Below are 25806 nucleotides of genomic sequence, written 5' to 3' on the forward strand. Positions count from 1 at the left end.
TGCCGCTCAGCTCTGGTTGTGATCGATGTCGAGGTTGTAGAACGTCGCCTTGCCACCCTCCGAGGTGTACCCGGTATTGTCCTGGGTATACACCCCCGCCTTGAAGTACAGAGGCTTGTCGCGCCAGGTCTCACTGATGCGCGTGCTCCAGTCCTGATCCTTGGCGCTGACGGACAGTTTTCCGCCCTTGCTCAGGTGAATGACGTAATTGAATGTCTCATTGAGCTTCACACCCTCTACGATGGTGTAAACCTTGCTTTCATCGTCGTCATAGCGGTTGCGGACTTTTGCAACGATATCGCCGGTCTTGGTGTCTTCCTTGTATTGAAACTCGACTTTCAGGAGCGGCTCTGTGCTCTCGTATGCGTGTATTTGTCCGATGACAATCTTGCCTGAGGAAGGTACTTGGTCGACTTCCAGTTTGGCATTCAGAAAGTTGTCGGCATCCGGGTACACCCAATTATGCAGCGAACCATCGGACCACGTTTCCCGAAGTTCGCTTCGGGAATATTTGGCGTTCTCGGTTTTAGTGCCGGTGACGGGCGACCAGAACACAATGGCGTCGGTTTTGGATTTGAAATATTTACCGTCGTAGCCTTTTACTAACTGAGCGGTTTCGATGGTCTTGGGGGGCGACCCCACCGGGATGCTGAGATTCCACGATCCAAGATCTACCATTTTGTCTCCGTCCGTAAATGTCTTTGTATCGCTCATAGAGAAAGCCTCTGGCACGAGGCTTCAGCCAGCTTTTATACGGCTTGTAGGACAATTTGTTAATAAAAAAATGTCGAACGGATGGCGTCAAAGTGCTGTCACTTCTTCTGCAGGGCAGAGCCTGTAAGGGGTGCAGAGAATGACCGTTAGTCGGCTAGATCGAACTTTGACAGTAGGGAAGAGGCGCCTTGCTTCTGCTTTTGGCGAGACGAGGCTAGAGTTATTCCAAAGTATGACGGTCGTCCTGAGTCTCAGGCGTCATGCCCACACAGAGAAGCAGCATGGAACGCGTGCCAAACCAGCCAGATGATGGCTCTTCAGTTTTACTTGTTGTAGACGATTACCCGGAAAATCTGGTGACGATGTGCGCTGTTCTGCAAAGAACGGACTGGCACATTGTGACTGCAAGTTCCGGAATAGAAGCATTGACCGTACTTCTCGAGCAGGAAGTCGACCTGGTTTTGCTGGATGTGCAGATGCCGGGTATGGACGGCTTCGAGGTCGCGCGACTGATGCGTGGCAGTCAGCGCACCCGCCTTACGCCGATTATTTTTCTCACCGCCAATGAGCAGACCCAGGATGCGGTGCAAAAGGGCTATGCGAATGGTGCGACGGACTATCTGTTCAAACCCTTCGACCCGAATGTGCTCAAGCCCAAGGTGCAGACCCTGCTTGAGCAACAGCGCAATCGTCGTGCGCTGCAACAGCTGTCACTGGAGCTGGAGTCGGCCCGTGCGTTCAACGCATCGGTGCTGGCCAACGTCGCCGAAGGCATTCTGGTCGTTGACGAAGCAGGCACCATCAGCTTTGCCAACCCGGCTATCTGTCAGTTATTGAACACCTCCGTCGATCACCTGCGCGGCACCCAGGTGCTGGACTACATCATCGAACCGAAGGTAGGCCACTGGCTGGATTCGGGCTTTTACCAGCACTATCGCAAGTCCGACACCTATCGGGTGCACGACGCCATTCTGCGTACGGCGCAAGGCACGCAACTGCCAGTGGCGTTGTCCTGCGCGGCGCTGCCCGCCGAACAGAAGGCAATGGTGCTGACGGTTCTCGATATGTCGGTGGTTCGTGATCTTTATCAGCAGCTGGAAAAACAGGCCGTCACCGATGCGTTGACCGGCCTGCTCAATCGCCGGGGACTTTATCAGGCCGTTGAAAGCATGCTGTTGCGCAACGAGCGGGCGGATAAATACCTGGTCGTGCTGTTCATGGATCTGGATGGTTTCAAGCAGATCAACGACACGCTGGGCCACGAGGCCGGTGATCAGGTATTGCTCTGGGTCGCCGAGCAGTTCAAGGACAGCATGCGCCCCTATGATGTGCTGGCACGCATCGGCGGCGACGAGTTCACCGTCGTAATCGACGGGCTTGATTACCCCGAACAGGCGGCCAAGATCGCCGAAAAGCTCATCGAGCGGGTATCCGGAAGACGCCAGGTCGACGGTGTCGAGATCACCCTGGGTGCCAGCGTCGGCATTGCGACCTTTCCGGATTGCGGCTCGAATCTGGACGGTCTGCTGCGCGCGGCAGATATCGCCATGTACGAGGCCAAGCGTGCAGGGCGGCAACAATACCGGTTTTACGATCAGAACATGAACGGGCGCGCCCGCTCGCGACTGATGCTTGAGGAAAGCGTGCGTACGGCCATCGACGGTCGGGATTTTTCAGTGGTGTACCAGCCCCAGATTCACGTGGCGGATGGTCGCTTGCGTGGTTTCGAGGCCTTGCTGCGTTGGCAGCATCCAGCGGTCGGAGAGGTCCCGCCTGCGCTGTTCATTCCGCTGCTGGAAGAGACCAGACTGATCAATCGGCTCGGCAGCTGGATCTTTGACCAGGGCGCCGAGCAGCGTCAGGCATGGAGCCACATCTTCGCGCCCGACATGGTGTTGAGTGTCTGTGTCAGCCCCACACAATTCTGCCTGCCCAATCTGGCCTCGGAATTGAAACGCGCCATGGATCGCTTCGAGCTGAAACCGGGGCAGATAGAGGTGGAAATCACTGAAACCGCCCTGGTCAACAACCTGACGCACAGCCACAAACAGCTGAAGTTGTTGCATGAGGTCGGTGTGCGCATTGCGCTCGACGACTTTGGTACCGGCGAATGCTCGCTGTCGCACCTGCGCAATCTGCAACTCGACACCTTGAAGCTGGACAGGCGTTTTGTGGCCAATATTGCAGGGTCAAAGCGCGAGGCGGCGATGGCCAGCAGTATCATCGACCTGAGCCGCAACCTCGATATGCTGGTTATTGCCGAGGGGGTCGAGACTGCCGAGCAATACCAGTGGCTGGCAGACAACGGCTGTCAGGTCATGCAGGGCTTTTTGATCGCTCATCCGATGTTGCCAGAAGATGCGTTGCGCTTTCCCGGGCACTTTGATGTGGCGGGCTTCAGGCAAACCAGATTGTTGTAGAATGGCGTTTTTCGATCTCATGCAAAGGCCCCATGACTGCATCCAGCCCTGCTCCGCTCAAATACCTGCAGGCCTATCCGCAGGCCCTGCAGGATCAGGTGCAGCAGCTGATTGCCGAGGATCGTCTGGCGGATTACCTTGAGCAGCGCTACCCCGCGCGGCATCAGGTCCAGAGCGACAAGGCCCTTTACGCCTATGCGCTGGCGCTCAAGCAGGATCACCTGCGCAACGCGCCAGCCATCAAGAAGGTTCTTTTCGACAATCGTCTCGACCTGACCCACCGCGCGCTGGGCCTGCACACCAAGATATCCAGAGTGCAGGGCGGCAAGCTCAAGGCCAGTAACGAGATCCGTGTGGCCGCGCTGTTCAAGGAAGCGCCGCCAGAGTTTCTGAAAATGATCGTCGTGCACGAGCTGGCTCACTTTCGTGAGTCGGATCATAACAAGGCCTTCTACCAGTTGTGCGAGCACATGTTGCCCGGTTATCACCAATTGGAGTTCGATTTGCGCGTGTACCTGACGTACCGCGATCTGCAGGCCGCGCGAGCGCCATGCTGAGCCAGGCACTGAAAAAGGATTCGACGATGCAGGTCAGCAAGACCAAAAGCAGTTTCTATCGCCGCCTGTACGTGGCGTATCTGATCGATTCACAGATCGCCAGCAGTGTTCCGGAGCTGATAGCGGCAACCGGCATGCCGCGTCGGACCGCGCAGGACACTATCAGTGCGCTTGCCGATCTGGACATTGTGTGTGATTTCGAGCAGCTCGAAGGCGGCCGCAATCACGCCGGCAGCTACCGGATCCGTGACTGGGGCGCCGTTGACAAGGGCTGGATTGCCGACAATCTGCCGCGCATCAAGGCCGTGCTGGAGTATCCCTGAGCGGCTTTCAGTCCAGATCGCGACGCATGCCGATATGCGGAATGTCGTCTTCCAGGTAGACCTCGCCCACCGGATTGAAGCCGTAGCGGCTGTAATAGCCTTGCAGATGGGCCTGGGCCGATAGGTAGATGGGCTGGTCGGGCCATTTGCGTTCGGCGTTTTCCAGGGCCTGCTCCATCAGTTCATGGCCGATGCCCCTGCTGCGGATCGAAGGCGCAGTCACCACCCGGCCGATGGTCACGTCGCCGCCTTGCTGGATCGGGTCGAGCAAACGCAGGTAGGCGACCAGCTTGTCTTCCTGCCAGGCCATCAGGTGGCAGGTGTCGCCCATCAGGTCCTGTCCGTCGACGTCCAGGTACACGCATTGCTGCTCGACCACAAACACCTCGGCACGCAGTTGCAGCACGGCATAGAGTTGCTCGATGCTCAGCTCGGTGTGATGTTTGCAGATCCATTTGATAGACATGTCGCAGACTCGCAGGGAAACCAGAAGCGAAGTCTAAACGTATCCGGCGACATTCCCAATAAACGCCGTCAACGATATGAATGCTGCGCCGGTTGAGCATGTTGCCTGCCCGGCTTGTCTACTGCCTGCTTGAGGTCTTCAATTAGAACTGCAGGCGCCCTCACGGGCGAGCGTTTTCCTGCCGATAGGATTAAATCGGGCATGCTGCCCCTTTCAGGAACCTGAGCATGTCGCAGTTGCTTCGAGCGGTGGGGGTGCTGGTCTTTCTGCTGATGGCGCACGTCAACGCAGCTGAAAAGTTGCGTCTTGTCGCCGATCCCTGGCCACCTTTTACCGACGCGCTGCTGCTCAACGGCGGGCTGGCAACCGATATCGTCAATACGGCGCTGCGCCGTGCCGGGTACACCACGCTGTATGAGCAAGTGCCCTGGGCACGGGCGATACTGGGCTTGAGCCAAGGGCGTCATGATGTGCTGATCAATGCGTGGTTCAGCGATGAACGTACGAAAATTGGCCAGTTTTCTGCGCAATACCTGCTCAACCGGATACGTTTCATCAAGCGCAAGGAGTCGCCCATTGGCACCCTGACCCATGACCAGCTCCACCAATACGTGATCGCGGTGGTCCGGGGTTATGCTTATGCCCCTGCGTTTGACAGCGACAGCCAGTTGCAGAAAGTCCCTGTGCAAAACTTCTCCACCGCCATACGCATGCTCGCCGCCGAGCGTGTCGACCTGACCCTGGAAGACGAATACGTAGCCCGTTACAACCTGGCGATGGAACCGGATGAGGTGCGTGACCGGGTCGAGTTTCTACCGGGCTCGTTGAGCGAGAACAGCCTGCATATTCTGGTCAGCCTGAAAAATCCCCACCACGACAAGATCGTCGCCGACTTTGATCGCGAAATTGCCGCCATGAAAGCCGACGGCACCTACGATGAGCTGCTCAGACTGCATGGGTTGCAGCAACCTCCGGAGCTTTGATCAAGTGCGCGGCGAGGGTGCGCAGCGGAGCCAGCTGGCGGCAGATCAGCGCCAGTTGGGCCTGCACCAGTCGCTGACTTTCGTCCATGTCTTCGGGCAGTTGCTCCAGTTGCGCGGCCAGCCCTTCCTCGGCATCGCTCTGCACCGCAACCGGCTTCTTCTCGGCCAGCCCTGCGGCGATTTCGTCGATGCTGGCGGCCAGTGTGGCACCGACGTTATCGATCAGGTGTTCGCGGACATCACTCGGCAACTGCGTATCACGGTGCGCGCCGAGGCCGGAGAGGTAGCTCAGCAGTGTGTGTGACAGCACCAGAAAGCGGAAGCCGACGTCGGCCTCCTTGCGGAAGTGGCCGGGCTCCATGAGCATGTTCGCCAGCGTGGTCGACAGCGCGGCGTCGGCGTTGTGGGCGTTGCGTCGCGCCAATCGATAGGCCAGGTCGTCACTCTTGCCCTTGGCGTACTGTTGCATGATCTGCCGCAGGTAGATGCTGTTGCAGGTCAGGGTATTGGCCAGCACCTTGTTCAGGCGTCGTCCCTGCCAGTCCGGCAGAAACAGGAACACGGCGAGACCGGCGATAAGGCTGCCCAGCAATGTATCGAACAGCCGCGGCAGGAACAGGCCATAACCATCACCGACCTGATTGAAGCAGAACAGCACCATCACCGTGATGGCGGCGGTCGACAGGGTGTAGCGCGTGGTCCGATTGACGAAGAACACCACCCCGGCCAGCACGGCGCACATCGATTGCAGGATCGGGCTGGTAACCAGATCGAACAGCACCCAGCCGACCGTCAGGCCGATCGCGGTGCCGATGATCCGCTGGCCGAGCTTGAGCCGGGTGGCGCCGTAGCTGGGCTGGCAGACGAACACCGTGGTCAGGATGATCCAGTAGCCCTGTGACGGGTGAATCAGGTGCACCATCGCGTAACCGATGGTCAATGCCAGCGGCAGGCGCAGGGCGTGACGAAACAGCAGCGAGGTCGGGGTCATCTGCAGGCGCAGGCGCGTCCAGACATCCTTGAGGTTGCGCGGCGAGCGGTCCAGCAGGCTGCTGTCGGTGGCATCGGCCACGGCGTCCGGGTTGCTGGCGTCGCTGATCAGGCGATCCAGGGTGCCAAGGTTGGCGGCCAGCGCGCGCAGCGAACGCAGCAGGCCGCGCCACGCAGGGTTGCTCTGGATGCGCAGATGTTCAAGGGACGCGTGCAGGTCTTCCATGGCTTCGGCGAAGCTTGGGTCATACACGAATGGCTGACGTAACTGGATGGATTCCGACAGCGCCTGGCAGGCGACGCCCTGTTGACGCAGCAGGCGCTGGCAGCGGAACAGCACGTCGCTGTGGAAAAACGCATCGGCCAGTGAGTTGTAGGGGTAATGCGACGAGCTGGCGCGCTCGTGGATGTCCTGGGCGATGAAGTACAGCTTCAGGTAGCGGCTGACTTTGGAGCCGGGGCGGCCGCTGCCGACGCGGTGCAGGATGATTTCCTTGGTGGAGTTCAGCGCAGCGACCACTTTGCCGTTCTGCTGCGCCAGCTCCAGGCGACGGGCCTCCACGTTGAGCGTGCGAATCGGTTCGAACAGGGTCGACTTGAGTTTCAGGTACTGGCCCAGCTCGCGAAACAGTCGCGCCAGCGCCTGTTGCACCGGCTGGTTGGAAAACAGCATCTGCCAGAGCACCGACAGCAGGCCGTACCAGGCTGCGCCCGCCACCAGCAGCATCGGTTCATGCCAGAAGTCCAGTACTTCACCGCCACGCTGATCGACGCCGATCATGGTGTAGACCGAAAGGATCAACGTGCCGTAGGCAATCGCGCCATAGCGTTCACCCAGTGCGCCGAGCATGGTCAGGCAGAAGCTGGCCAGCGCCAGTGAACAGACAAACAGGATGGGGTAGGGGAAGAGCAATTCGACGGCGAGGGCGGCGATGCTGAAACACACCAGTGTCACGGCCAGTGCATTGAGTCGGCCCTGCCAGCTGTCGTCGGTCTCGGCCAGGGCGCAGGCGATAATCCCCAGAAACAGCGGGATCAGTAACGCCATTTCATTTTGATACCAGCACAGTGCCATGCTGCCGGTCAGTGCGATAAAGACTCGAACGCTATAGCTGAATTTATCCAGCGCCCACAATCGACGGAATGTATGACGGAGAGATTTCGATGCCATGGGTTAGCTTGACGGCCCTGTTCGCAATTGATCGATCGTGCAGGAGGATATGTACAGACCAAATGACTGGCTGTACATCCGCCTCGCAAAATTTATACCGGTTTGCCGTGTCGTGATGTTGCATATCAGCGACCAGGTCACACGTAGTGTGCGGCAGCATAGGCCGAGGCCCACGCCCACTGAAAGTTGAAACCGCCCAGATGACCGCTCACGTCGAGCACTTCGCCCACGAAATAAAGACCGGGGGATTTCAGCGATTCCATGGTCTTGGACGACATTTCACGGGTGTCGATACCGCCCAGCGTCACTTCGGCCGTGCGATAACCCTCGGTGCCCGCCGGGACCACCTGCCAGCTCGCCAGCTTTTCGGCGATCTCGGCCAGTTCGGCGTGGGTGTACTGCTTCATCGGTTTGGAAACGAACCAGTGTTCGGCGATCAGGTTGGCCATCTTCTTGGTGAAAATCTCGCCCAGCAGGGTTTTCAGTTCACTGTTGGGGCGCTCGGCCTGCTGCTGGTTGAGCCAGGCGGGCACGTCATGATCGGGCAGCAGGTTGATTTCCACGGTGTCGCCGGGCTGCCAGAACGAGGAAATCTGCAGGATCGCCGGGCCGCTGAGGCCGCGGTGGGTGAACAGGATGTTTTCGCGGAAGCTGGTGTCGTTGCAGCTCACCAGACAATCCACCGAGGTGCCTGACAGCTCGGTGCACAGCTCCTTGAGCTGATCGGTGATGGTGAACGGCACCAGCCCGGCGCGGGTCGGCAGCAGCGTGTGGCCGAACTGCTTGCCGACCTGATAGCCAAAGCCGGTCGCGCCCAGCGTCGGAATCGACAGCCCGCCCGTGGCAATCACCAGCGACTGGCAGTTCAGGGTGCCCAGCGTGGTCTGCAGGCTGTAGCCGTCGTCGGTTTTTTCGATCTGCTGCACGGCGGTGTCCATGTGCAGGCTGACACCGGCTTGTCGGCATTCTTCCAGAAGCATTTCCAGAATGTCGCTGGACTTGTTGTCGCAAAACAGCTGGCCGAGCTTTTTCTCGTGATAAGGCACGCCATGCCTGGCGACCATCGCGATGAAATCCCATTGGGTATAGCGGGCCAGGGCCGATTTGCAGAAATGCGGGTTCTGCGACAGGAAGTTTGCCGGCTCGGTGTACATGTTGGTGAAGTTGCACCGCCCGCCACCGGACATCAGGATCTTCTTGCCGGGTTTGTTGGCGTGGTCGATCAACATCACCTTGCGCCCGCGAGCGGCAGCGGTGAACGCACACATCAGACCGGCAGCACCGGCGCCAATGATTACAACGTCAGTAACGGGCACAGCGTGGTTCCTCGATCTTCAGGTCACGATCGTTCCCATGCTCCGCGCCAAGCTATGCACAAGCCTGTTTTTGATTCTGGCCGCAGAAGCCTGAAAACCGCGTTTTCAGGACCTTCGGGGCCTGTATATGACGCTCGGCGCGGCGTGTAGGGACTATCAGGGTCAACGATAAACTTTACAAAATCCGCACGCGCAGCGACTTGCCCTTGATCTTGCCATTGTTCAAACGCTCCAGGGCCTGTTTGGCCATGCTGCGCTCGACGGCAACGTAGGCCTGGAAGTCGAAAATCGCGATCTTGCCGACCTGAGTGCCCGCAATGCCTGCCTCGCCGGTCAGTGCGCCGAGGATGTCGCCCGGACGCAGCTTGTCCTTGCGGCCCGAACCGATGCACAGGGTGGTCATGGCGGGCAGCAGCTTGCCGCCTTCCTTGATGCTCAGTCTGTCGTATTGCTGCCAGTTCAACGGCGCTTTCTGCAATTCTTCGATGGCACGGGCGCGCTGGCTTTCCGACGGGGCCACGAGGCTGACCGCGATGCCTTTCTCGCCGGCACGACCGGTACGGCCGACGCGGTGAATGTGGATTTCCGAATCACGCGCCAGCTCGACGTTGATCACCATGTCCAGCGCGTCGATATCCAGACCGCGCGCGGCTACGTCCGTGGCGACCAGTACCGAGGTGCTGCGGTTGGCGAACATCGCCAGTACCTGATCACGGTCACGCTGTTCCAGATCACCATGCAGGCCGACGGCAGACATGCCCTTGGCGGTCAGGTGATCGACCACTTCCTGGACCTGCTGCTTGGTGAAGCAGAACGCCACGCAGGACGTCGGACGGAAATGGCCGAGTACCTTGACCACCGCTTCCAGGCGCTGCTCCGGGGAGATCTCGTAGAAAATCTGCTCGATCTGGCTGTCGGCGTGCAGTGCTTCGACCTTGACGGTCTGCGGATCACGCATGAACTTCGAGGACAACTGCTTGATGCCGACCGGGTAGGTGGCGGAGAACAGCAGGGTCTGACGGCGCTGCGGGGTCTGCTCGATGATGTCGGCGATGGCGTCGTAGAAGCCCATGTCCAGCATGCGGTCGGCTTCATCGAGAATCAGCGTGTTCAGGCCGTCCAGGACCAGCGAGCCCTTGCGCAAATGCTGCTGTATGCGACCCGGAGTACCGACGATGATGTGCGCGCCATGTTCCAGCGAGCCGATCTGCGGGCCGAATGAAACGCCGCCACACAAGGTCAGGACCTTGATGTTGTCCTCGGAACGCGCCAGACGGCGGATTTCCTTGGCCACCTGATCCGCCAGTTCGCGGGTCGGGCACATGACCAGTGCCTGACAACCGAAGAAACGCGGGTTGATCGGGTTGAGCAGGCCGATGCCGAACGCAGCGGTCTTGCCGCTGCCGGTCTTGGCTTGCGCGATCAGGTCCATGCCCTTGAGGATCACCGGCAGGCTCTGCGCCTGAATCGGTGTCATTTCGGCATAACCAAGCGACTCCAGGTTAGCCAGCATGGCAGCGGACAGAGGCAGGGAATTGAAAGCGGTGTTAGTCACGACGGTGGACCTGCAAAACAAAAATGTCGCGTAGTGTATCACCCGCCAGTCAGACCTGGCACCGCGATAAAGGTCGTGGGAGCGAGCTTGCTCGCGAAGGGGCCCTTACAGTCCCAGAAGATGGGGCGTCTGGACCATGGTCTTCGTGAGCAATGCGGATCGCCGCCCCGGTCACTCCCACAGGATCCAGCAATGAGCGCGGAGCATGGGCGCGATATCCAGGGCAAAAAAATCCCCGCTGGAGGGCGGGGTTGAGGTTCGAGCGTGGCAGCTCGCAAGGGTGTACAGCAAGGCCCGTCCTGGGACGGGCCTGCAGGGCTTACAGCAGGATTGTGCGGATGTCCGCCAGCAATTCGCTCAAGCGCTTGGTGAAGCGGGCAGCAGCTGCGCCGTTGATCACGCGGTGATCGTAGGACAGCGACAGCGGCAGCATCAGTTTCGGCTGGAAGGCTTTACCGTCCCAGACTGGCTGGATGGTTGCCTTGGACACACCGAGGATCGCCACTTCCGGCGCGTTGACGATCGGCGTGAAGCCGGTGCCGCCAATGTGGCCGAGGCTGGAGATGGTGAAGCACGCGCCCTGCATGTCGTTCGCCGTCAGTTTCTTGTTGCGCGCCTTTTCCGCCAGTGCGGCGGCTTCGGCGGCCAGTTGCAACAGGCTCTTCTGGTCGACGTCGCGGATGACCGGGACCAGCAGGCCGTCCGGGGTGTCCACGGCAAAGCCGATGTGCACGTACTTCTTGCGAATCACGGCCTTGCCGCTAGGCGCCAGCGAAGCGTTGAAGTCCGGCAGCTCCTTGAGCAGGTGGGCGCAGGATTTGAGCAGCAGCGGCAGGACGGTCAGCTTGACGCCAGCCTTCTCGGCAGCGCCTTTCTGCGCCACACGGAAAGCTTCCAGGTCGGTAATGTCGGCCTGGTCGAACTGCGTGACGTGCGGAATGTTCAGCCAGCTGCGGTGCAGGCCGGAAGCGCCGAGTTGCATCAGGCGCGTCATCGGTACTTCTTCGATCTCGCCGAAACGGCTGAAATCGACTTCCGGAATCGGCGGGATGCCCGAGCCGCCGCTTGCGCCGCCAGCTGGAGCTTCCTTGGCCTTCTGCATCATGGTTTTGACGTAAGCCTGAACGTCTTCTTTCAGCACACGGCCGTGCGGGCCGGTGGCGCTGACAGCGTTCAGCTCGACGCCGAATTCGCGGGCCAGCTGACGAACGGCCGGGCCGGCATGAACCTTGGCACCGTCTTTGGCCGGAGCCGCTGGAGCCGCTGGCGCAGGTGCTGCTTCTGCTTTGGGAGCAGGGGCAGCTGGAGCCGCGGCCTCAGCCTTGGCCGGGGCCGCGGCGGGTGCGCTGGCGGCAGGCGCCGGAGCAGCGGCAGGCGCGGCGCCTTCGACTTTCAGTTTCAGGATCAGGTCGCCGGTACCGACTTCCTGGTCCAGCTTGACTTCGATGCTCTCGACAACGCCTGCTGCCGGAGAAGGGATCTCCATGCTGGCCTTGTCGGATTCCAGGGTGATCAGCGACTGATCGGCCTGGATGCTGTCACCGACCTTGACCATCAGTTCGATGATCTTGGCCTTGCCCGACGAACCGATGTCCGGTACGTGGATGTCCTGAACGCTGGCGCTGGCTGCCGGAGCAGGCTCGGCGGCGGCCGCAGGTGCAGGTGCCGCTTCAGCCGGCTTTTCGGCAGCAGCAGGGGCAGGGGCAGGGGCAGGGGCAGGTTCGGCAGCAGGTGCCGGGGCCGCAGCCGCAGCCGCTTCGCCTTCCACTTCCAGTTCGAACAGCTCGTCGCCTTCTTTCAGGCGGTCACCCAGCTTGACCTTCATGGTCTTGATGACGCCAGCCTTGGGAGCAGGGATTTCCATGCTCGCCTTGTCCGACTCAAGCGTCAGAACGCTCTGGTCGGCTTCGATGCGATCACCGACCTTGACCATCAATTCAATGACTTCGCCTTCACCGTTGCCGATGTCGGGTACACGAATTAACTCACTCACTATGTCTCTCCTTAGGAGAACCTGTTCACTCACGAATACGCTGGTTCAGTTACAACGAAACAGCGTTGGATGCTCATTTACGTCGAGTAAATTCCGCATCCTCGGCTGTTTACGCTCTGATCAGCGCTCTTGAAGCAGACTCTTAGCAGTCCAGTGGATTGCGTTTTTCAGGATCGATACCGAACTTGGCGATGGCTTCCGCCACGACTTTAGGTTCGATATCGCCACGATCAGCCAAGGCTTCCAGGGCTGCCAGCACCACGAAGTGACGATCGACTTCAAAGAAGTGACGCAGCTTCTTGCGGCTGTCGCTACGGCCGAAACCGTCGGTGCCCAGGACTTTGTATTCCTTGGTTGGAACCCACTGACGAATCTGATCAGCGAACAGCTTCATGTAATCCGTCGATGCGATGACCGGACCTTTGCGACCGTTCAGGCATTCCTCGACATAGCTCAGCTGCGGCTTCTGGCCAGGGTGCAGGCGGTTGTTGCGCTCTGCAGCCAGACCGTCGCGACGCAGCTCGTTGAAGCTGGTGACGCTCCACACGTCGGCACCGATGTTGAACTCGTCACGGAGAATCTTCGCTGCTTCGCGGACTTCACGCAGGATGGTGCCCGAGCCCAGCAACTGGACGTGGTGCGCCGCTTCCTTGGTGTCTTCTTCGAGCAGGTACATGCCCTTGACGATGCCTTCTTCCACACCGGCCGGCATGGCTGGCTGGGCGTAGGACTCGTTCATCACGGTCAGGTAGTAGAAAACGTCCTGCTGCTCTTCGAACATCCGGCGCATGCCGTCCTGGATGATCACTGCCAGTTCATAACCGTAAGTCGGGTCGAAGGTGCGACAGTTCGGGATGGTCGATGCCAGGATGTGGCTGTGACCGTCTTCGTGCTGCAGGCCTTCACCGTTCAGCGTGGTACGGCCGGCGGTGCCGCCAATCAGGAAGCCACGGGTACGGCTGTCGCCAGCGGCCCAGGCCAAGTCGCCGATACGCTGGAAACCGAACATCGAGTAGAAGATGTAGAACGGAATCATCGGCTGGTTGTGGCTGGAATACGAAGTACCGGCAGCGATGAAGGAGGACATGGCGCCCGCTTCGTTGATGCCTTCTTCGAGGATCTGGCCTTTCTTGTCTTCGCGATAGAACATCACCTGTTCTTTATCGACTGGCTCGTAGAGCTGGCCGACCGACGAGTAGATGCCCAGTTGGCGGAACATGCCTTCCATACCGAAGGTACGCGCTTCGTCCGGGATGATCGGCACGATGCGCTGACCGATTTCCTTGTCCTTGACCAGTTGCGTCAGGATGCGCACGAAGGCCATGGTGGTGGAGATTTCGCGATCGCCCGAGCCATCCAGGATGGCCTTGAGGGTCTCGAGTGGCGGGGTCGGCAGGCTGAAGCTCTGCGCACGACGCTGCGGCACGAAACCACCCAGCGCAGCACGACGCTCGCTCAGGTAACGGGCTTCGGCGCTGCCTTCTTCCGGCTTGTAGAACGGCAGGGCTTCGAGTTCGGAGTCCTTGACCGGGATGTCGAAGCGGTCACGGAAGTGACGCAGGCTGTCGACATCGACCTTTTTGGTGTTGTGCGCAGTGTTTTTCGCTTCACCGGCGCCGGTGCCATAACCCTTGATGGTCTTGGCCAGAACCACGGTCGGTTGACCCTTGTGGTTGACGGCTTCGTGGTAGGCCGCATAGACCTTGTACGGGTCGTGGCCGCCACGGTTGAGTTTCCAGATCTCGTCATCGGACAGATCGGCAACCATGGCCTTGAGTTCAGGCGAGTTGAAGAAGTGCTCGCGGACGAACGCGCCGTCCTTGGCCTTGTAGTTCTGGTATTCGCCGTCGATGACTTCGTCCATGCGACGTTGCAGGATACCGTCGACGTCCTTGGCCAGCAGTGGGTCCCAGAAACGGCCCCAGATGACTTTGGTGACGTTCCACTGGGCGCCACGGAACACGCCTTCGAGTTCCTGGATGATCTTGGCGTTGCCGCGAACCGGGCCGTCGAGGCGCTGCAGGTTGCAGTTGACGACGAAGATCAGGTTGTCGAGCTTCTCGCGACCGGCCAGGGCGATGGCGCCCAGGGATTCCGGCTCGTCGGTCTCGCCGTCACCCAGGAAGCACCAGACTTTCTGCTTGCCTTCCGGGATGTAACCGCGGTGCTCCAGGTACTTCATGAAGCGCGCCTGGTAGATCGCCTGGATCGGACCAAGGCCCATCGATACGGTCGGGAACTGCCAGAAATCCTTCATCAGCCACGGGTGTGGGTAAGACGACAGGCCATTGCCGTCGACTTCCTGACGGAAGTTGGTCATTTGCTCTTCGGTGATGCGGCCTTCCATGAACGCACGGGCGTAAACACCTGGCGATGCGTGACCCTGGAAGTAGATCAGGTCGCCGCCGTGTTCGTCGGTCGGGGCCTGGAAGAAGTAGTTGAAGCCGATGTCGTACAGCGTGGCGCTGGAGGCGAAGCTGGAGATGTGGCCGCCCAGATCCGGGTCGCCGATGTTGGTTTTGACAACCATGGCCAATGCGTTCCAGCGCACCAGCGAGCGAATGCGGCGTTCCATGAACAGGTCGCCAGGCATGCGTGCTTCGTGGGTGACAGGAATGGTGTTGCGATATGGCGTGGTGATGGCGTACGGCAGCTGCGAACCACTACGGGTGGCCAGCTCGCCCAAACGGGTCATCAGGTAGTGAGCGCGGTCTTCGCCTTCTTTGTCGAGAACCGATTCCAGGGCGTCCAGCCATTCCTGGGTTTCGACGGGATCGAGGTCTTGCATGGCTTGCTCCAGGGCGGAAAGGCTTCCAGAATCGGTTGCCTGAGTTTGCGACTGGCCTTGTGGGCAGACGACATAAATTCTTGGATTTCCGGAGGGTGGGATCCGGCGGCGTGTAGTTTTACTACAAATCGACGACGATTTCAGCCCTCCGAGTATCGGACCCAGTAGTAAAACTACAGAGAAGCGACTCAATCGCTCCTGTTGTCGTGTAGCTTAAAACGTTACTGTTGATCGCTATTGAACATCTTGCAGGGAAAAAGCGGATTTTTATGCTTCTAATTTGATTTTTCCAGCAATTTATAACCTTTGTTCGACAAGCGGTGCTGGCAGACGCGTCTCGCCGTAACGACGGACGGGCGTCTGCACGCCGATCAAGGATAGACCATGAGCCTACCTTTACTGGCCGAATTTCCGGCCATTCTGCTGCCATCGATCAGCCGCGCCCGCCAGATGTTTCAGGCTGCGCTGACTGCCCTGTCCGAGGACGCGCTGGCTTCTTTCCAGGCCTGGCCCGAGGCGCGACAGGCAGCCTTCGACCGGGTCTGCGCCGCCAGTGATTTTGTAACCGAACAAGTCTGCCGTGATCCGCAGATGCTCCTGCAGCTGGCCGATTCGGGCGAGCTGGAGCGTAGCTTCTCTGCCGGCCAATTGCGCGGTCAGCTTGCCGACGCGCTGTCGAGCGTCGCCAGCGAGGATGAATTGGGGCGTAATCTACGTCGACAGCGCGCGCGCCAGCAAGTACGGATTATCTGGCGCGACCTGAGCCGTCAGGCAAACCTGATCGAAACCTGCCGTGACCTGTCGGACATGGCCGATGCGTCGATCGATCTGGCTTACCAATGGTTGTACGCCCGGCATTGCCAGCAGTTCGGCACCCCGACCGGTCGTCATTCCGGAAAGCCGCAGCACATGGTCATCCTGGGTATGGGCAAGCTCGGCGCGGTGGAACTGAACCTGTCCTCGGACATTGACCTGATCTTCGGCTACCCGGAGGGCGGCGAAACCGTCGGTACCAAGCGTGCGCTGGACAATCAGGAGTTTTTCATTCGTCTGGGCCAGCGGCTGATCAAGGCGCTCGACCCGGTGACCGTCGACGGGTTCGTGTTCCGGGTCGACATGCGTCTGCGCCCCTACGGTTCGTCCGGAGCACTGGTGCTCAGCTTCAATGCGCTGGAGCAGTATTACCAGGACCAGGGCCGTGACTGGGAACGTTACGCGATGATCAAGGCGCGCGTGGTCGGGGGCGATCAGGCGGCCGGTGCCGAATTGCTGGCGATGCTGCGTCCGTTCGTCTATCGCCGCTATCTGGACTTCTCGGCCATCGAAGCGCTGCGCACCATGAAGCAGCTCATTCAGCAGGAAGTGAAGCGCAAGGGCATGGCGGAAAACATCAAGCTGGGTGCCGGCGGCATTCGCGAGGTGGAGTTCATCGCCCAGGCCTTTCAACTGATTCACGGCGGCCGCGACCTGAGTCTGCAGCAGCGACCGCTGTTCAAAGTGCTGAAAACCCTTGAGGGGCAGGGCTATCTGCCCTCGGCGGTGACCGAAGAGTTGCGCGAGGGCTACGAGTTTCTGCGCTACACCGAGCATGCCATTCAGGCGATTGCCGACCGTCAGACGCAGATGCTCCCGGACAACGAACAGGATCAGGCGCGTGTTGCCTTGATCATGGGCTTCGCTGACTGGGCTGCCTTTCATGAACGGCTGATGTACTGGCGTGGCCGTGTGGCCTGGCATTTCCGCCAGGTCATTGCTGACCCCGACGCCGATCCGGATGACGAGCAAGATGAAGATGGCGAAGTGGTGGTTGGAGGCGAATGGCTGCCGTTGTGGGAAGAGTCCCAGGACGAAGAGGCCGCAGGTCGCCAACTGTTGCAGGCCGGCTTCGTCGATGCCGAGAGGGCGCTGAAAAATCTGGCCAACCTGCGCAGCAGCCCCAACCTGCGTTCGATGCAGCGTCTGAGCCGTGAGCGGCTGGACGCGTTCATCCCCCGTCTGCTGGCTCAGGCGGTGGAGCATGAGAAGCCCGACCTGGTCCTGGAACGCGTGCTGCCGCTGGTAGAAGCCGTCGCCCGGCGCTCGGCGTACCTGGTGCTGCTCACGGAAAACCCCGACGCACTGCGGCAACTATTGACCCTGTGCGCCGCCAGCCCGTGGATTGCCGAACAGATCGCGCGTTTCCCGTTGCTGCTCGATGAATTGCTTAACGAGGGACGCCTGTTCAATCCGCCGCTGGCCCCGGAACTCGCCGCCGAGCTGCGCGAACGGCTGATTCGTATCCCCGAGGACGATCTCGAGCAACAGATGGAAGCCCTGCGGCATTTCAAGCTGGCGCACAGCCTGCGGGTCGCGGCATCCGAGATATCCGGCAGCCTGCCATTGATGAAAGTCAGTGATTACCTGACCTGGCTGGCCGAGGCGATTCTCGATCAGGTGCTCGCGCTGGCCTGGCGCTACAGCGTGGCCCGCCACGGTACGCCGTTACGCCCGGATGGCTCGTTGTGCGATCCGGGCTTCGTGATCGTCGGCTACGGCAAGGTCGGCGGCATCGAACTGGGGCACGGCTCCGATCTGGATCTGGTGTTCATTCATGATGGCGATCTGGAAGCCGAGACCGACGGTGCCAAACCGATCGACACCGCGCAGTTCTTCACCCGGCTGGGGCAGCGGGTGATCCATTTGCTGACCACGCAAACCAACTCCGGTCAGCTGTATGAGGTCGACATGCGCCTGCGGCCTTCGGGGGCGTCCGGCCTGCTGGTCAGCTCTCTGGGCGCTTTCGCCCGTTATCAGGCCAATGAAGCCTGGACCTGGGAGCATCAGGCACTGGTCCGGGCGCGGGTGATGACCGGCAGCCGGGATGTTGGCGAGCAATTCGAGAAAGTCCGTGCCGATGTGCTGGGGCGCGAACGCGATCTGGACAAGCTGCGCGCCGAAGTCAGCGAAATGCGCGCCAAGATGCGTGACAACCTCGGGACCCGCGTGACAGCGGCCGGCAGGGCGGCCAATGCCTTCGAGGCGGCGGTGCCATTCGACCTCAAGCAGGACGCCGGAGGTATCGTCGATATCGAATTTATGGTGCAATACGCCGCCTTGGCGTGGTCCAGAGAGCATCCCGCGCTGCTGCAATACACCGACAACATCCGGATTCTCGAAGGGCTGGAAGAGGCCGGGCTGCTGCCGGATACGGATGCCGGCCTGTTGCGCGAAGCCTATAAGGCGTATCGCTCGGCGGCACATCGCCAGGCCTTGCAGAAGCAGGCGGGCGTGGTCAGCGGCGATCAGTTTCATGCCCAGCGGCGTGAGGTGATGCGGATCTGGACGCAGATGGGGTTGAGCTGAGCCTCACGGCAACGCCACATTCCGCTGCAACACTCTATAAAGCTATGACAGGGAGGCGACAGGTTGTGTGGGAACGTCACGCAGTCTGATCGGCCTCCCTGATCGTTTCTGGTCGTTTTTGGATAGAACATGAAAATTCTGATCGTTGGGCCTAGCTGGGTCGGTGACATGGTGATGGCACAAACGCTGTTCCAGTGTCTGAAACAGCGTCATCCCGAGTGCGAAATCGACGTGCTGGCCCCTGAATGGAGCCGTCCGATACTGGAGCGCATGCCGCAGGTTCGCGCTGCGCTGAGTTTTCCGCTGGGGCACGGTGCCCTGGAACTGGCGACCCGTCGCCGGATCGGCAAGTCCCTGGCTGGCCAATACGATCAGGCTATCCTGCTGCCCAATTCGCTGAAATCCGCGCTGGTGCCGTTTTTCGCCGGTATCCCGAAACGTACCGGCTGGCGCGGCGAGTTTCGCTACGGCCTGCTCAACGACGTGCGCATCCTCGACAAGCAGCGCTACCCGCTGATGATCGAACGTTTCATGGCCCTGGCCTTCGACAAGGGCGCCGAGTTGCCGCGTCCTTACCCGCGGCCGAGCCTGCGCATCGACCCGGCCACGCGCGATGCCGCACTGAGCAAATTCGGCCTCACGCTGGATCGCCCAGTACTGGCGCTGTGCCCCGGCGCGGAGTTCGGCGAGTCCAAGCGCTGGCCTGCCGAACATTACGCACAGGTTGCCGACGCGAGCATCCGCGAAGGCTGGCAGGTCTGGCTGTTTGGCTCGAAAAAGGATCATCCGGTCGGTGAGAGCATTCGCCAGGAGCTGATTCCCGGCCTGCGCGAGGAGTCCGTCAACCTAAGTGGCGAGACCTCGCTGGCCGAAGCCATTGACTTGCTGTCGTGCGCCGACGCGGTGGTCTCCAACGATTCCGGCCTGATGCATGTGGCCGCAGCGCTGAACCGGCCGCTGGTGGCTGTCTACGGCTCGACCTCGCCGGGCTTCACGCCGCCGCTGGCCGACGCAGTGGAGGTGGTGCGACTGGGCATCGAGTGCAGCCCGTGCTTTGAGCGCACCTGCCGTTTCGGCCATTACAACTGCATGCGTCTGCTTGAGCCGGACGCGGTGACTCAGGCGCTGAGCCGTCTGAGTAGCACGCCGGTGGAGGTTGCCTGATTTTGCGGGTACTGCTGATCAAGACGTCTTCACTGGGTGATGTGATCCATGCCTTGCCCGCGCTGACCGACGCGGCGCGCGCGCTGCCCGGTATTCGCTTCGACTGGGTGGTCGAGGAAGGCTTCGCGGAAATTCCCGCCTGGCATCCGGCGGTCGACAGGGTCATCCCGGTGGCGATCCGCCGCTGGCGCAAGCACCTCTGGCAGACCTTCAGGTCCGGCGAATGGCGGCGCTTCAAGCAGCAGGTGCGCGAACAGCGTTATGATCTGGTGATTGATGCGCAGGGCCTGTTCAAAAGTGCCTGGCTGACACGCTATGTCGAGGCACCGGTGGCCGGCCTGGACCGCGATTCGGCACGCGAGCCGGTCGCCAGTCGCTTTTACGATCGCGCTTTTCCAGTGGCACGCGGGCAGCATGCGGTCGAGCGGCTGCGTCAGTTGTTCGCTCAGGCACTGGGCTATCCACAGCCGTCCGGCATGGGCGATTACGGTCTCAAGCCGCTGGCGACGCTGGATGACAGTTTGCAGGCCCCGTTCGTGCTGTTCCTGCATGGTACGACCTGGGACACCAAGCACTGGCCCGAGCTGTACTGGCGGCAACTGGCCGAATTGATGGCAGCGCGTGGTCTGCAGGTGCAGTTGCCGTGGGGCAATCCGGCAGAGAAGGCCCGCGCCGAGCGCATTGCCGAGGGGCTGAGCGGCGCGCACGTGCTGCCCAAGCTCAATCTGGCAGGGGTTGCGCGGGTGCTGGCCAGCGCGCAGGCGTGCGTCGCGGTAGACACCGGCATCGGGCACCTGGCCGCGGCACTGGATGTGCCGACCATTTCCCTGTTCGGCCCGACCAATCCGGGCCTGACCGGAGCCTACGGCAAGTCGCAGGTGCATCTGGCCAGCGACTACCCGGGCTGCACGCCATGCCTGCAAAAGAAATGCACGTACCAACCGACCGCCGACGATCAGCGCCGGTTCGACCTTAAGCGCGAGTGGCCGATGTGCTTCACTCGCTTGAATCCCGAGCGAGTAGCGAGCCAATTGGGCACGCTGTTGCTGGCAAAGGAACCTGGCTGATGCAACTGGCTTTTGTACTCTACAAATACTTCCCGTTCGGTGGCCTGCAACGCGACTTCATGCGCATCGCGCTGGAGTGTCAGCAGCGCGGTCATCAGATCCGCGTTTACACCCTGATCTGGGAAGGCGATGTGCCGCCCGGTTTCGAGGTGCTGGTGGCGCCGGTCAAGGCGTTCTTCAATCATCGGCGCAACGAAAAGCTCAGCGCCTGGATGGAGGCGGACCTGGCCAAGCGCCCGGTAGACCGCCTGATCGGTTTCAACAAGATGCCCGGTCTGGATGTGTATTACGCCGCCGACGGCTGCTTCGAGGACAAGGCGCAGAACCTGCGCAGCCCGCTCTATCGCAAGTGGGGCCGTTACCGCCACTTTGCCGACTACGAGCGCGCAGTGTTTGCCAGGGACTCGAAAACCCAGGTGTTGATGATTTCCGAAGTGCAGCAGCCGCTGTTCATCAAGCATTACGACACCCCGCCGTCGCGCTTCCATTTGCTGCCGCCGGGTATTTCCCAGGATCGCCGCGCGCCGCCGGATGCCCCTGAGATCCGCGCGGGCTTTCGCAAGGAATTCGGCCTTGCCGACGATGACCTGTTATTGGTGCAGATCGGCTCCGGTTTCAAGACCAAGGGCGTGGATCGCAGCCTCAAGGCGCTCGCGGCTCTGCCCGCCGAACTGAAGAAGCGCACGCGGCTTTTTGTAATCGGTCAGGACGACCCCAAAGTATTCCAACTGCAGAGCGCGGCGCTCGGCCTGGGTGATCAGGTGACCTTTATGAAAGGGCGCAGCGATATTCCGCGTTTTCTGCTGGGCTCCGACCTGCTGATTCATCCGGCCTACAACGAAAACACCGGGACCGTGCTGCTCGAAGCGCTGGTTGCCGGTTTGCCGGTCCTGGTCAGCGCGATCTGTGGTTACGCTCACTATATTGCCGAGGCCGATTGCGGGCGGGTGCTGGATGAGCCGTTCGATCAGGCGCAGCTCAATCGCTACCTGTCGGAGATGCTTCTGGACAACGCCGCACGCAGCGCGTGGTCGCGCAACGGCCTGACCTTTGCCGACACGGCAGACCTTTACAGCATGCCGCAACACGCTGCGGATGTGATTCTGGCGGAGCACTATTGATGAAGCTGTTCCTTGCTGAGCCGTTCAAGAGCCTGTGGGCGGAGCGCGATGCGTTCGTCGAGGTCGAAGGCCTGAGCGGTGAGGTCTACCGCGAACTGGAAGGGCGCCGCACGCTGCGCACCGAGGTCGACGGGCGCGGTTACTTCGTCAAGATTCACCGCGGCATTGGCTGGGGCGAGATCGCCAAGAACCTGGCAACCGCCAAGCTGCCGGTTCTGGGCGCGGGCAAGGAATGGGACGCCATCGAGCGTCTGCATGAAGTCGGCGTCCCGACCATGACCGCCGTGGCCTATGGTGAGCGTGGCAGCAACCCTGCCGCGCAGCACTCGTTCATCGTCACTGAAGAACTGGCACCGACCATCAGCCTTGAAGACATCAGCCTCAACTGGCGCAGCGAGCCGCCCGAGCCGCGTCTGAAAAGAGCCTTCATTGCCGAAGTCGCCCGCATGGTCGGCATGATGCACCGCGCAGGCGTCAATCATCGCGACTGCTACATCTGCCATTTTCTGCTGCACACCGACAAGCCAGTGACCGCTGACGATTTCAAACTGTCGGTCATCGACCTGCACCGTGCCCAGACCCGCCGTGCGATCACGCCGCGCTGGCGCAACAAGGACCTGGCCGCGCTGTATTTCTCCGCGCTGGACATCGGCCTGACCCGCCGCGACAAACTGCGTTTTCTCAAGGGTTATTTCCAGAAGCCGTTGCGCGAAATCCTGCTCAAGGAAGCGACGTTGCTGACCTGGCTGGATAAAAAAGCCGACAAGTTGTATCAGCGCAAAGTGCGCTACGGAGACGCTCTCTGATGGCGGGCTGGAAGCTCGAGCCCGAGTACGCGTTCCTGGAACAGGAATTCGGTAGCCTGGATGCCGTATTTGCCTTGCAGGGACAGCAGTTGACCCGCGACCCGCTGTCCGACGTCATTCGCGTCGAGCGCGGCGGGGTTTACTACTACGTCAAACGCTACGTGGGCGCGGGCAAGGGCCTGCGTCGCTATATGGGCAAGCCGAGGGTCAAGTCCGAGTGGCAGAACCTCAAGCGCTTTGCCAAATGGGGCATTCCCACCGCAGAAGTCGTGGCCTGGGGGCTGGAGCGCAACGGCGCGGCGTATGATCGCGGCGCACTGATCACGCGAGGCTTGCCGAACACCGAAGACTTGTCGGCACTGGCGCAACGCAAGGACCCGCGACTGGCCGACCGCCACTGGGTCGATGCAGTCAGTCGCCAACTGGCTGCCTTTACCCGGATCATGCACGACAACCATTTCACGCATAACGATTTGAAATGGCGCAACCTGTTGGTCGATAACGAGGGCAAGCTGTTTTTCATCGATTGCCCCAATGGTGCATTCTGGTGGAGCTTCATGCTGCGCTATCGGATCACCAAGGATCTGGCCTGCCTGGACAAGGTCGCCAAGTATCATTTGTCAGCCACCCAGCGCCTGCGCTTCTACCTGCAATACCGCCAGCGAACGCGTTTGAACTCCTCCGACAAGAAACGTATTCGACATATCGTCAGCTTTTTCGAGGGCCGTGAATGAGCGTTTTTATTGCCAGTGCCGACCAGCCTTTACTGGCGCGTCACAACCTGGCTGATTTTGAATCGCTTTGGAACATCAGGCTTGATGCGGTCGATGAGCCCAATACCGGGCGCGGCGGCTGGAGCAGTGTGTTCCGCCTCGACCTGGACGGTCAGGGTTTTTACCTCAAGCGTCAGAGCAATTACCTGACGCACACGTTGCATCACCCGTTTGGCGAACCGTCGTTTTCGCGCGAGTTTCGTAACATCAGTCGCTATCGCAAGCTGGGGATTCCGGCGTTGCAGGCGGTGTTCTATGGCGAGCGCAAGGTCGACGGCGAACGCCGGGCGATCCTGATGACGCGTGCGCTGGACGGCTGGACCGATCTTGACGAGCTGTTGCAGCAGTGGAACCAGATGGAGGCCCCTCAGCGTCAGGCAATACTGCACGCCTGCGGCCAGCTGGCGCGCACGCTGCACCGCGCCGGACAGGTACATGGCTGCTTCTACCCCAAACATATTTTTCTTCAGGCAGCCGGTACCGGGTATCAGGCGCAACTGATCGACCTGGAAAAGACCCGCCCGGTGATTTTTGGCAAGCGTGACCTTGCCCGCGACCTCGAACCGCTGCTGCGCCGCGCGCCGATGTGGAATGAGGCCGATCGGCGCGAGCTGCTGGCGGCTTATCTGCACGCCACGCCAAACAGCCTGCTGGTCGACGCCTGGAGTGCGCGCCTTGGCAAACGCGGCGCTCACAAACGAGACCTTCAACACAGCGATGATAAAGAGACCCGTTGATGCGCCTGTCTGAACTCAAGACCGCCGGCCGTACCCCCGAGTTGCCGATGAGCCTGACGCTGGCCGATGCTGCCGGATCGGCTGAACTGCAATTGCTGACCCTGCTGCGTGTATTGCCGGGGCAGCGCTATGTCGGGGCCGGTGTCTGGCGAGGCCGAGCGGTGCTGGCAAAACTGCTGGTGGGCGACAAGGCGGCCCGACACTTTCAGCGTGAGCTGGCCGGAGTAAGGCTGCTTGCCGAACAGGGCCTGACCACACCGCTGCTGCTGGCCGACGGTTTACAGGACGGCGAGGGTGGCTGGCTGTTGTTCGAGTTTCTCGAACAGGCGCCAAGCCTGGGCGATGCCTGGAACGCCGTTCAGCACCTGCCACCGCTGGCAGACGAGCAGCAAGCGGTGCTTGGCGAGGCGCTATCGGCCATTGCCCGGCAGCACGCAAAAGGCCTGTGGCAGGAAGACCTGCACCTGGACAACCTGCTGCGCCACAACGGGCAGTTGTACCTGATCGATGGCGCCGGCATTCGTGCTGAACAGGCCGGTACGCCGTTGTCCCGGCAAAAGGTGCTGGAAAACCTCGGCGTGTTCTTTGCCCAGTTGCCCAGGACTTTCGAACCGTTTACTGAAGAGCTGCTGGTGCATTACCTGTTGAGCAATGCCGAACATGGTTTGCCGATGGAAGCGCTGCAAAAGCAGATCGACAAGGTTCGCAGCTGGCGGCTCAGGGACTTCATGAGCAAGACCGTGCGCGACTGCAGTCTGTTCAGCGTCGAGGACAGCGCTTCGGTGTTCCGCGCCATTCGTCGCGAGGAAGAATCCGCAATGCTGCCGGTGCTAAGTCAGGCGGATGCCTTGCTCGACCAGGGGCATCTGTACAAGACCGGGGGCGCTGCGAGTGTCGGGCGGGTTGAGGTCAGTGGTCGTCCGTTGGTCATCAAGCGCTACAACATCAAGAATTTCAGCCACTGGCTCAAGCGCTTCTGGCGCCCCAGCCGGGCCTGGCATTCGTGGCGCGAAGGCAATCGGCTGATGTTCCTCGGTATCGCCACACCCAAGCCGCTGGCCGTGCAGGAAAAGCGCTTTCTCGGCTTGCGCAGCAAGGCCTGGCTGGTGACCGAATTCATCGATGGGCCGGACATCATCGAACGCTTCGCCCCCTATGTTGAAAGCGGTGATGCGCCAGAGGTCGAACTGCAGGCGCTGGATCGGCTTTTTGTGCAGCTTATCCAGGCGCGCATCAGCCATGGCGATTTCAAGGGGCATAACCTGTTCTGGCACGTCGATCGCTGGGCGATGATCGACCTGGACGCCATGCAGCAGCACAGTTCGCAATCGTCATTCGCGGCGGCCTACGCCCGTGACCGGGCCCGCTTCATGCGCAACTGGCCCGCGCACAGCGCGCTGCACCAGTTGCTGGAACAGCGCTTGCCGAAGCTCGCGTCAGACTGAATCCACCAGACTCTCGTGCCAGCGCGGAGCGCTCATCGGTAGGTGCAGGTTATCGTGCCAATGCTCTACGTTGGC

At 60.7% G+C, this 25806-nt stretch carries 19 protein-coding genes; 12 read left to right on the forward strand and 7 right to left on the reverse strand.

The window, feature by feature from the left end; all coding sequences use genetic code 11:
• Positions 1 to 6: 6 nt before the first annotated feature.
• Positions 7 to 678 carry a polysaccharide lyase family 7 protein gene (locus tag AC54XV_RS02575; protein ID WP_003404605.1) on the reverse strand — a complete coding sequence of 224 codons (672 nt, stop codon included), beginning with the start codon at positions 676 to 678 and terminating at the stop codon, positions 7 to 9.
• Positions 679 to 995: 317 nt separating this feature from the next.
• Here AC54XV_RS02575 and AC54XV_RS02580 point away from each other — a divergent pair, with 317 nt between their 5' ends.
• From AC54XV_RS02580 to AC54XV_RS02590, 3 genes are read left to right on the forward strand one after another with little or no spacing between them, the layout of a single operon-like run.
• Positions 996 to 3134, forward strand: a complete 2139-nt coding sequence (locus AC54XV_RS02580) for a two-component system response regulator (protein ID WP_024640337.1) — start codon at positions 996 to 998, stop codon at positions 3132 to 3134.
• 32 nt (positions 3135 to 3166) lie between these two features.
• Positions 3167 to 3691, forward strand: a complete 525-nt coding sequence (locus AC54XV_RS02585; RefSeq protein ID WP_003404609.1) for a M48 metallopeptidase family protein — start codon at positions 3167 to 3169, stop codon at positions 3689 to 3691.
• Between the two features lie 26 nt (positions 3692 to 3717).
• On the forward strand, positions 3718 to 4014 hold the full coding sequence (locus AC54XV_RS02590; RefSeq protein WP_011266452.1) for a winged helix-turn-helix domain-containing protein: 297 nt from the start codon (positions 3718 to 3720) through the stop codon (positions 4012 to 4014).
• A gap of 7 nt (positions 4015 to 4021) precedes the next feature.
• Here the strand turns inward: AC54XV_RS02590 and AC54XV_RS02595 are convergent, their stop codons facing one another.
• A complete protein-coding gene (locus tag AC54XV_RS02595; RefSeq protein ID WP_003404616.1) occupies positions 4022 to 4480 on the reverse strand; it encodes a GNAT family N-acetyltransferase in 459 nt (152 codons plus the stop codon).
• Between the two features lie 227 nt (positions 4481 to 4707).
• Here AC54XV_RS02595 and AC54XV_RS02600 point away from each other — a divergent pair, with 227 nt between their 5' ends.
• Positions 4708 to 5463, forward strand: a complete 756-nt coding sequence (locus AC54XV_RS02600; protein WP_032655164.1) for a substrate-binding periplasmic protein — start codon at positions 4708 to 4710, stop codon at positions 5461 to 5463.
• On the opposite strand, the gene yccS is transcribed toward AC54XV_RS02600, so the two are convergent.
• From yccS to aceE, 5 genes are all read right to left on the reverse strand, one after another.
• Complete coding sequence (gene yccS, locus AC54XV_RS02605) at positions 5426 to 7624, reverse strand: YccS family putative transporter (RefSeq protein WP_011266454.1); 2199 nt, start codon at positions 7622 to 7624, stop codon at positions 5426 to 5428. The two genes, AC54XV_RS02600 and yccS, sit on opposite strands and share 38 nt — an antisense overlap.
• 137 nt (positions 7625 to 7761) lie before the next feature.
• Positions 7762 to 8940, reverse strand: a complete 1179-nt coding sequence (locus AC54XV_RS02610; RefSeq protein ID WP_496717810.1) for a BaiN/RdsA family NAD(P)/FAD-dependent oxidoreductase — start codon at positions 8938 to 8940, stop codon at positions 7762 to 7764.
• A 175-nt stretch (positions 8941 to 9115) separates the two neighbouring features.
• Positions 9116 to 10495 (reverse strand): ATP-dependent RNA helicase DbpA, encoded by a 1380-nt coding sequence (gene dbpA / locus AC54XV_RS02615; RefSeq protein ID WP_010440122.1) that lies wholly within the window; start codon positions 10493 to 10495, stop codon positions 9116 to 9118.
• A gap of 319 nt (positions 10496 to 10814) precedes the next feature.
• Positions 10815 to 12488 (reverse strand): dihydrolipoyllysine-residue acetyltransferase, encoded by a 1674-nt coding sequence (gene aceF, locus AC54XV_RS02620; protein ID WP_496717812.1) that lies wholly within the window; start codon positions 12486 to 12488, stop codon positions 10815 to 10817.
• A gap of 142 nt (positions 12489 to 12630) precedes the next feature.
• The gene (aceE, locus tag AC54XV_RS02625) at positions 12631 to 15276 is read right to left on the reverse strand and encodes a pyruvate dehydrogenase (acetyl-transferring), homodimeric type (RefSeq protein ID WP_003422379.1); all 2646 of its coding nucleotides are present in this window, start codon (positions 15274 to 15276) and stop codon (positions 12631 to 12633) included.
• 384 nt (positions 15277 to 15660) lie between these two features.
• On the opposite strand from aceE, the gene glnE reads away from it, so the two are divergent.
• The 8 genes from glnE (at position 15661) to AC54XV_RS02665 (ending at position 25731) form a co-directional block, all read left to right on the forward strand.
• Positions 15661 to 18618 (forward strand): bifunctional [glutamate--ammonia ligase]-adenylyl-L-tyrosine phosphorylase/[glutamate--ammonia-ligase] adenylyltransferase, encoded by a 2958-nt coding sequence (gene glnE, locus AC54XV_RS02630; RefSeq protein WP_024651313.1) that lies wholly within the window; start codon positions 15661 to 15663, stop codon positions 18616 to 18618.
• A 129-nt stretch (positions 18619 to 18747) separates the two neighbouring features.
• The gene (waaF, locus tag AC54XV_RS02635) at positions 18748 to 19782 is read left to right on the forward strand and encodes a lipopolysaccharide heptosyltransferase II (RefSeq protein WP_058398808.1); all 1035 of its coding nucleotides are present in this window, start codon (positions 18748 to 18750) and stop codon (positions 19780 to 19782) included.
• A gap of 2 nt (positions 19783 to 19784) precedes the next feature.
• Entirely contained in the window at positions 19785 to 20849 is a 1065-nt protein-coding gene (gene waaC, locus AC54XV_RS02640) for a lipopolysaccharide heptosyltransferase I (RefSeq protein WP_058398809.1), read from the forward strand.
• Positions 20849 to 21970, forward strand: coding sequence for a glycosyltransferase family 4 protein (locus AC54XV_RS02645; RefSeq protein WP_058398810.1), 1122 nt, complete (start codon positions 20849 to 20851; stop codon positions 21968 to 21970). The genes waaC and AC54XV_RS02645 overlap by 1 nt, the downstream gene beginning before the upstream one ends.
• A complete protein-coding gene (rfaP, locus tag AC54XV_RS02650) occupies positions 21970 to 22776 on the forward strand; it encodes a lipopolysaccharide core heptose(I) kinase RfaP (protein ID WP_011266462.1) in 807 nt (268 codons plus the stop codon). The genes AC54XV_RS02645 and rfaP overlap by 1 nt, the downstream gene beginning before the upstream one ends.
• Positions 22776 to 23510, forward strand: a complete 735-nt coding sequence (locus AC54XV_RS02655) for a lipopolysaccharide kinase InaA family protein (RefSeq protein WP_058398811.1) — start codon at positions 22776 to 22778, stop codon at positions 23508 to 23510. The genes rfaP and AC54XV_RS02655 overlap by 1 nt, the downstream gene beginning before the upstream one ends.
• On the forward strand, positions 23507 to 24286 hold the full coding sequence (locus AC54XV_RS02660) for a lipopolysaccharide kinase InaA family protein (RefSeq protein ID WP_011266464.1): 780 nt from the start codon (positions 23507 to 23509) through the stop codon (positions 24284 to 24286). Before AC54XV_RS02655 ends, AC54XV_RS02660 begins: the two co-directional genes overlap by 4 nt.
• A complete protein-coding gene (locus tag AC54XV_RS02665) occupies positions 24286 to 25731 on the forward strand; it encodes a lipopolysaccharide kinase InaA family protein (protein ID WP_058398812.1) in 1446 nt (481 codons plus the stop codon). Before AC54XV_RS02660 ends, AC54XV_RS02665 begins: the two co-directional genes overlap by 1 nt.
• The last annotated feature ends 75 nt before the right edge of the window (positions 25732 to 25806 follow it).

Source organism: Pseudomonas fragariae (ex Marin et al. 2024) (assembly GCF_059621105.1).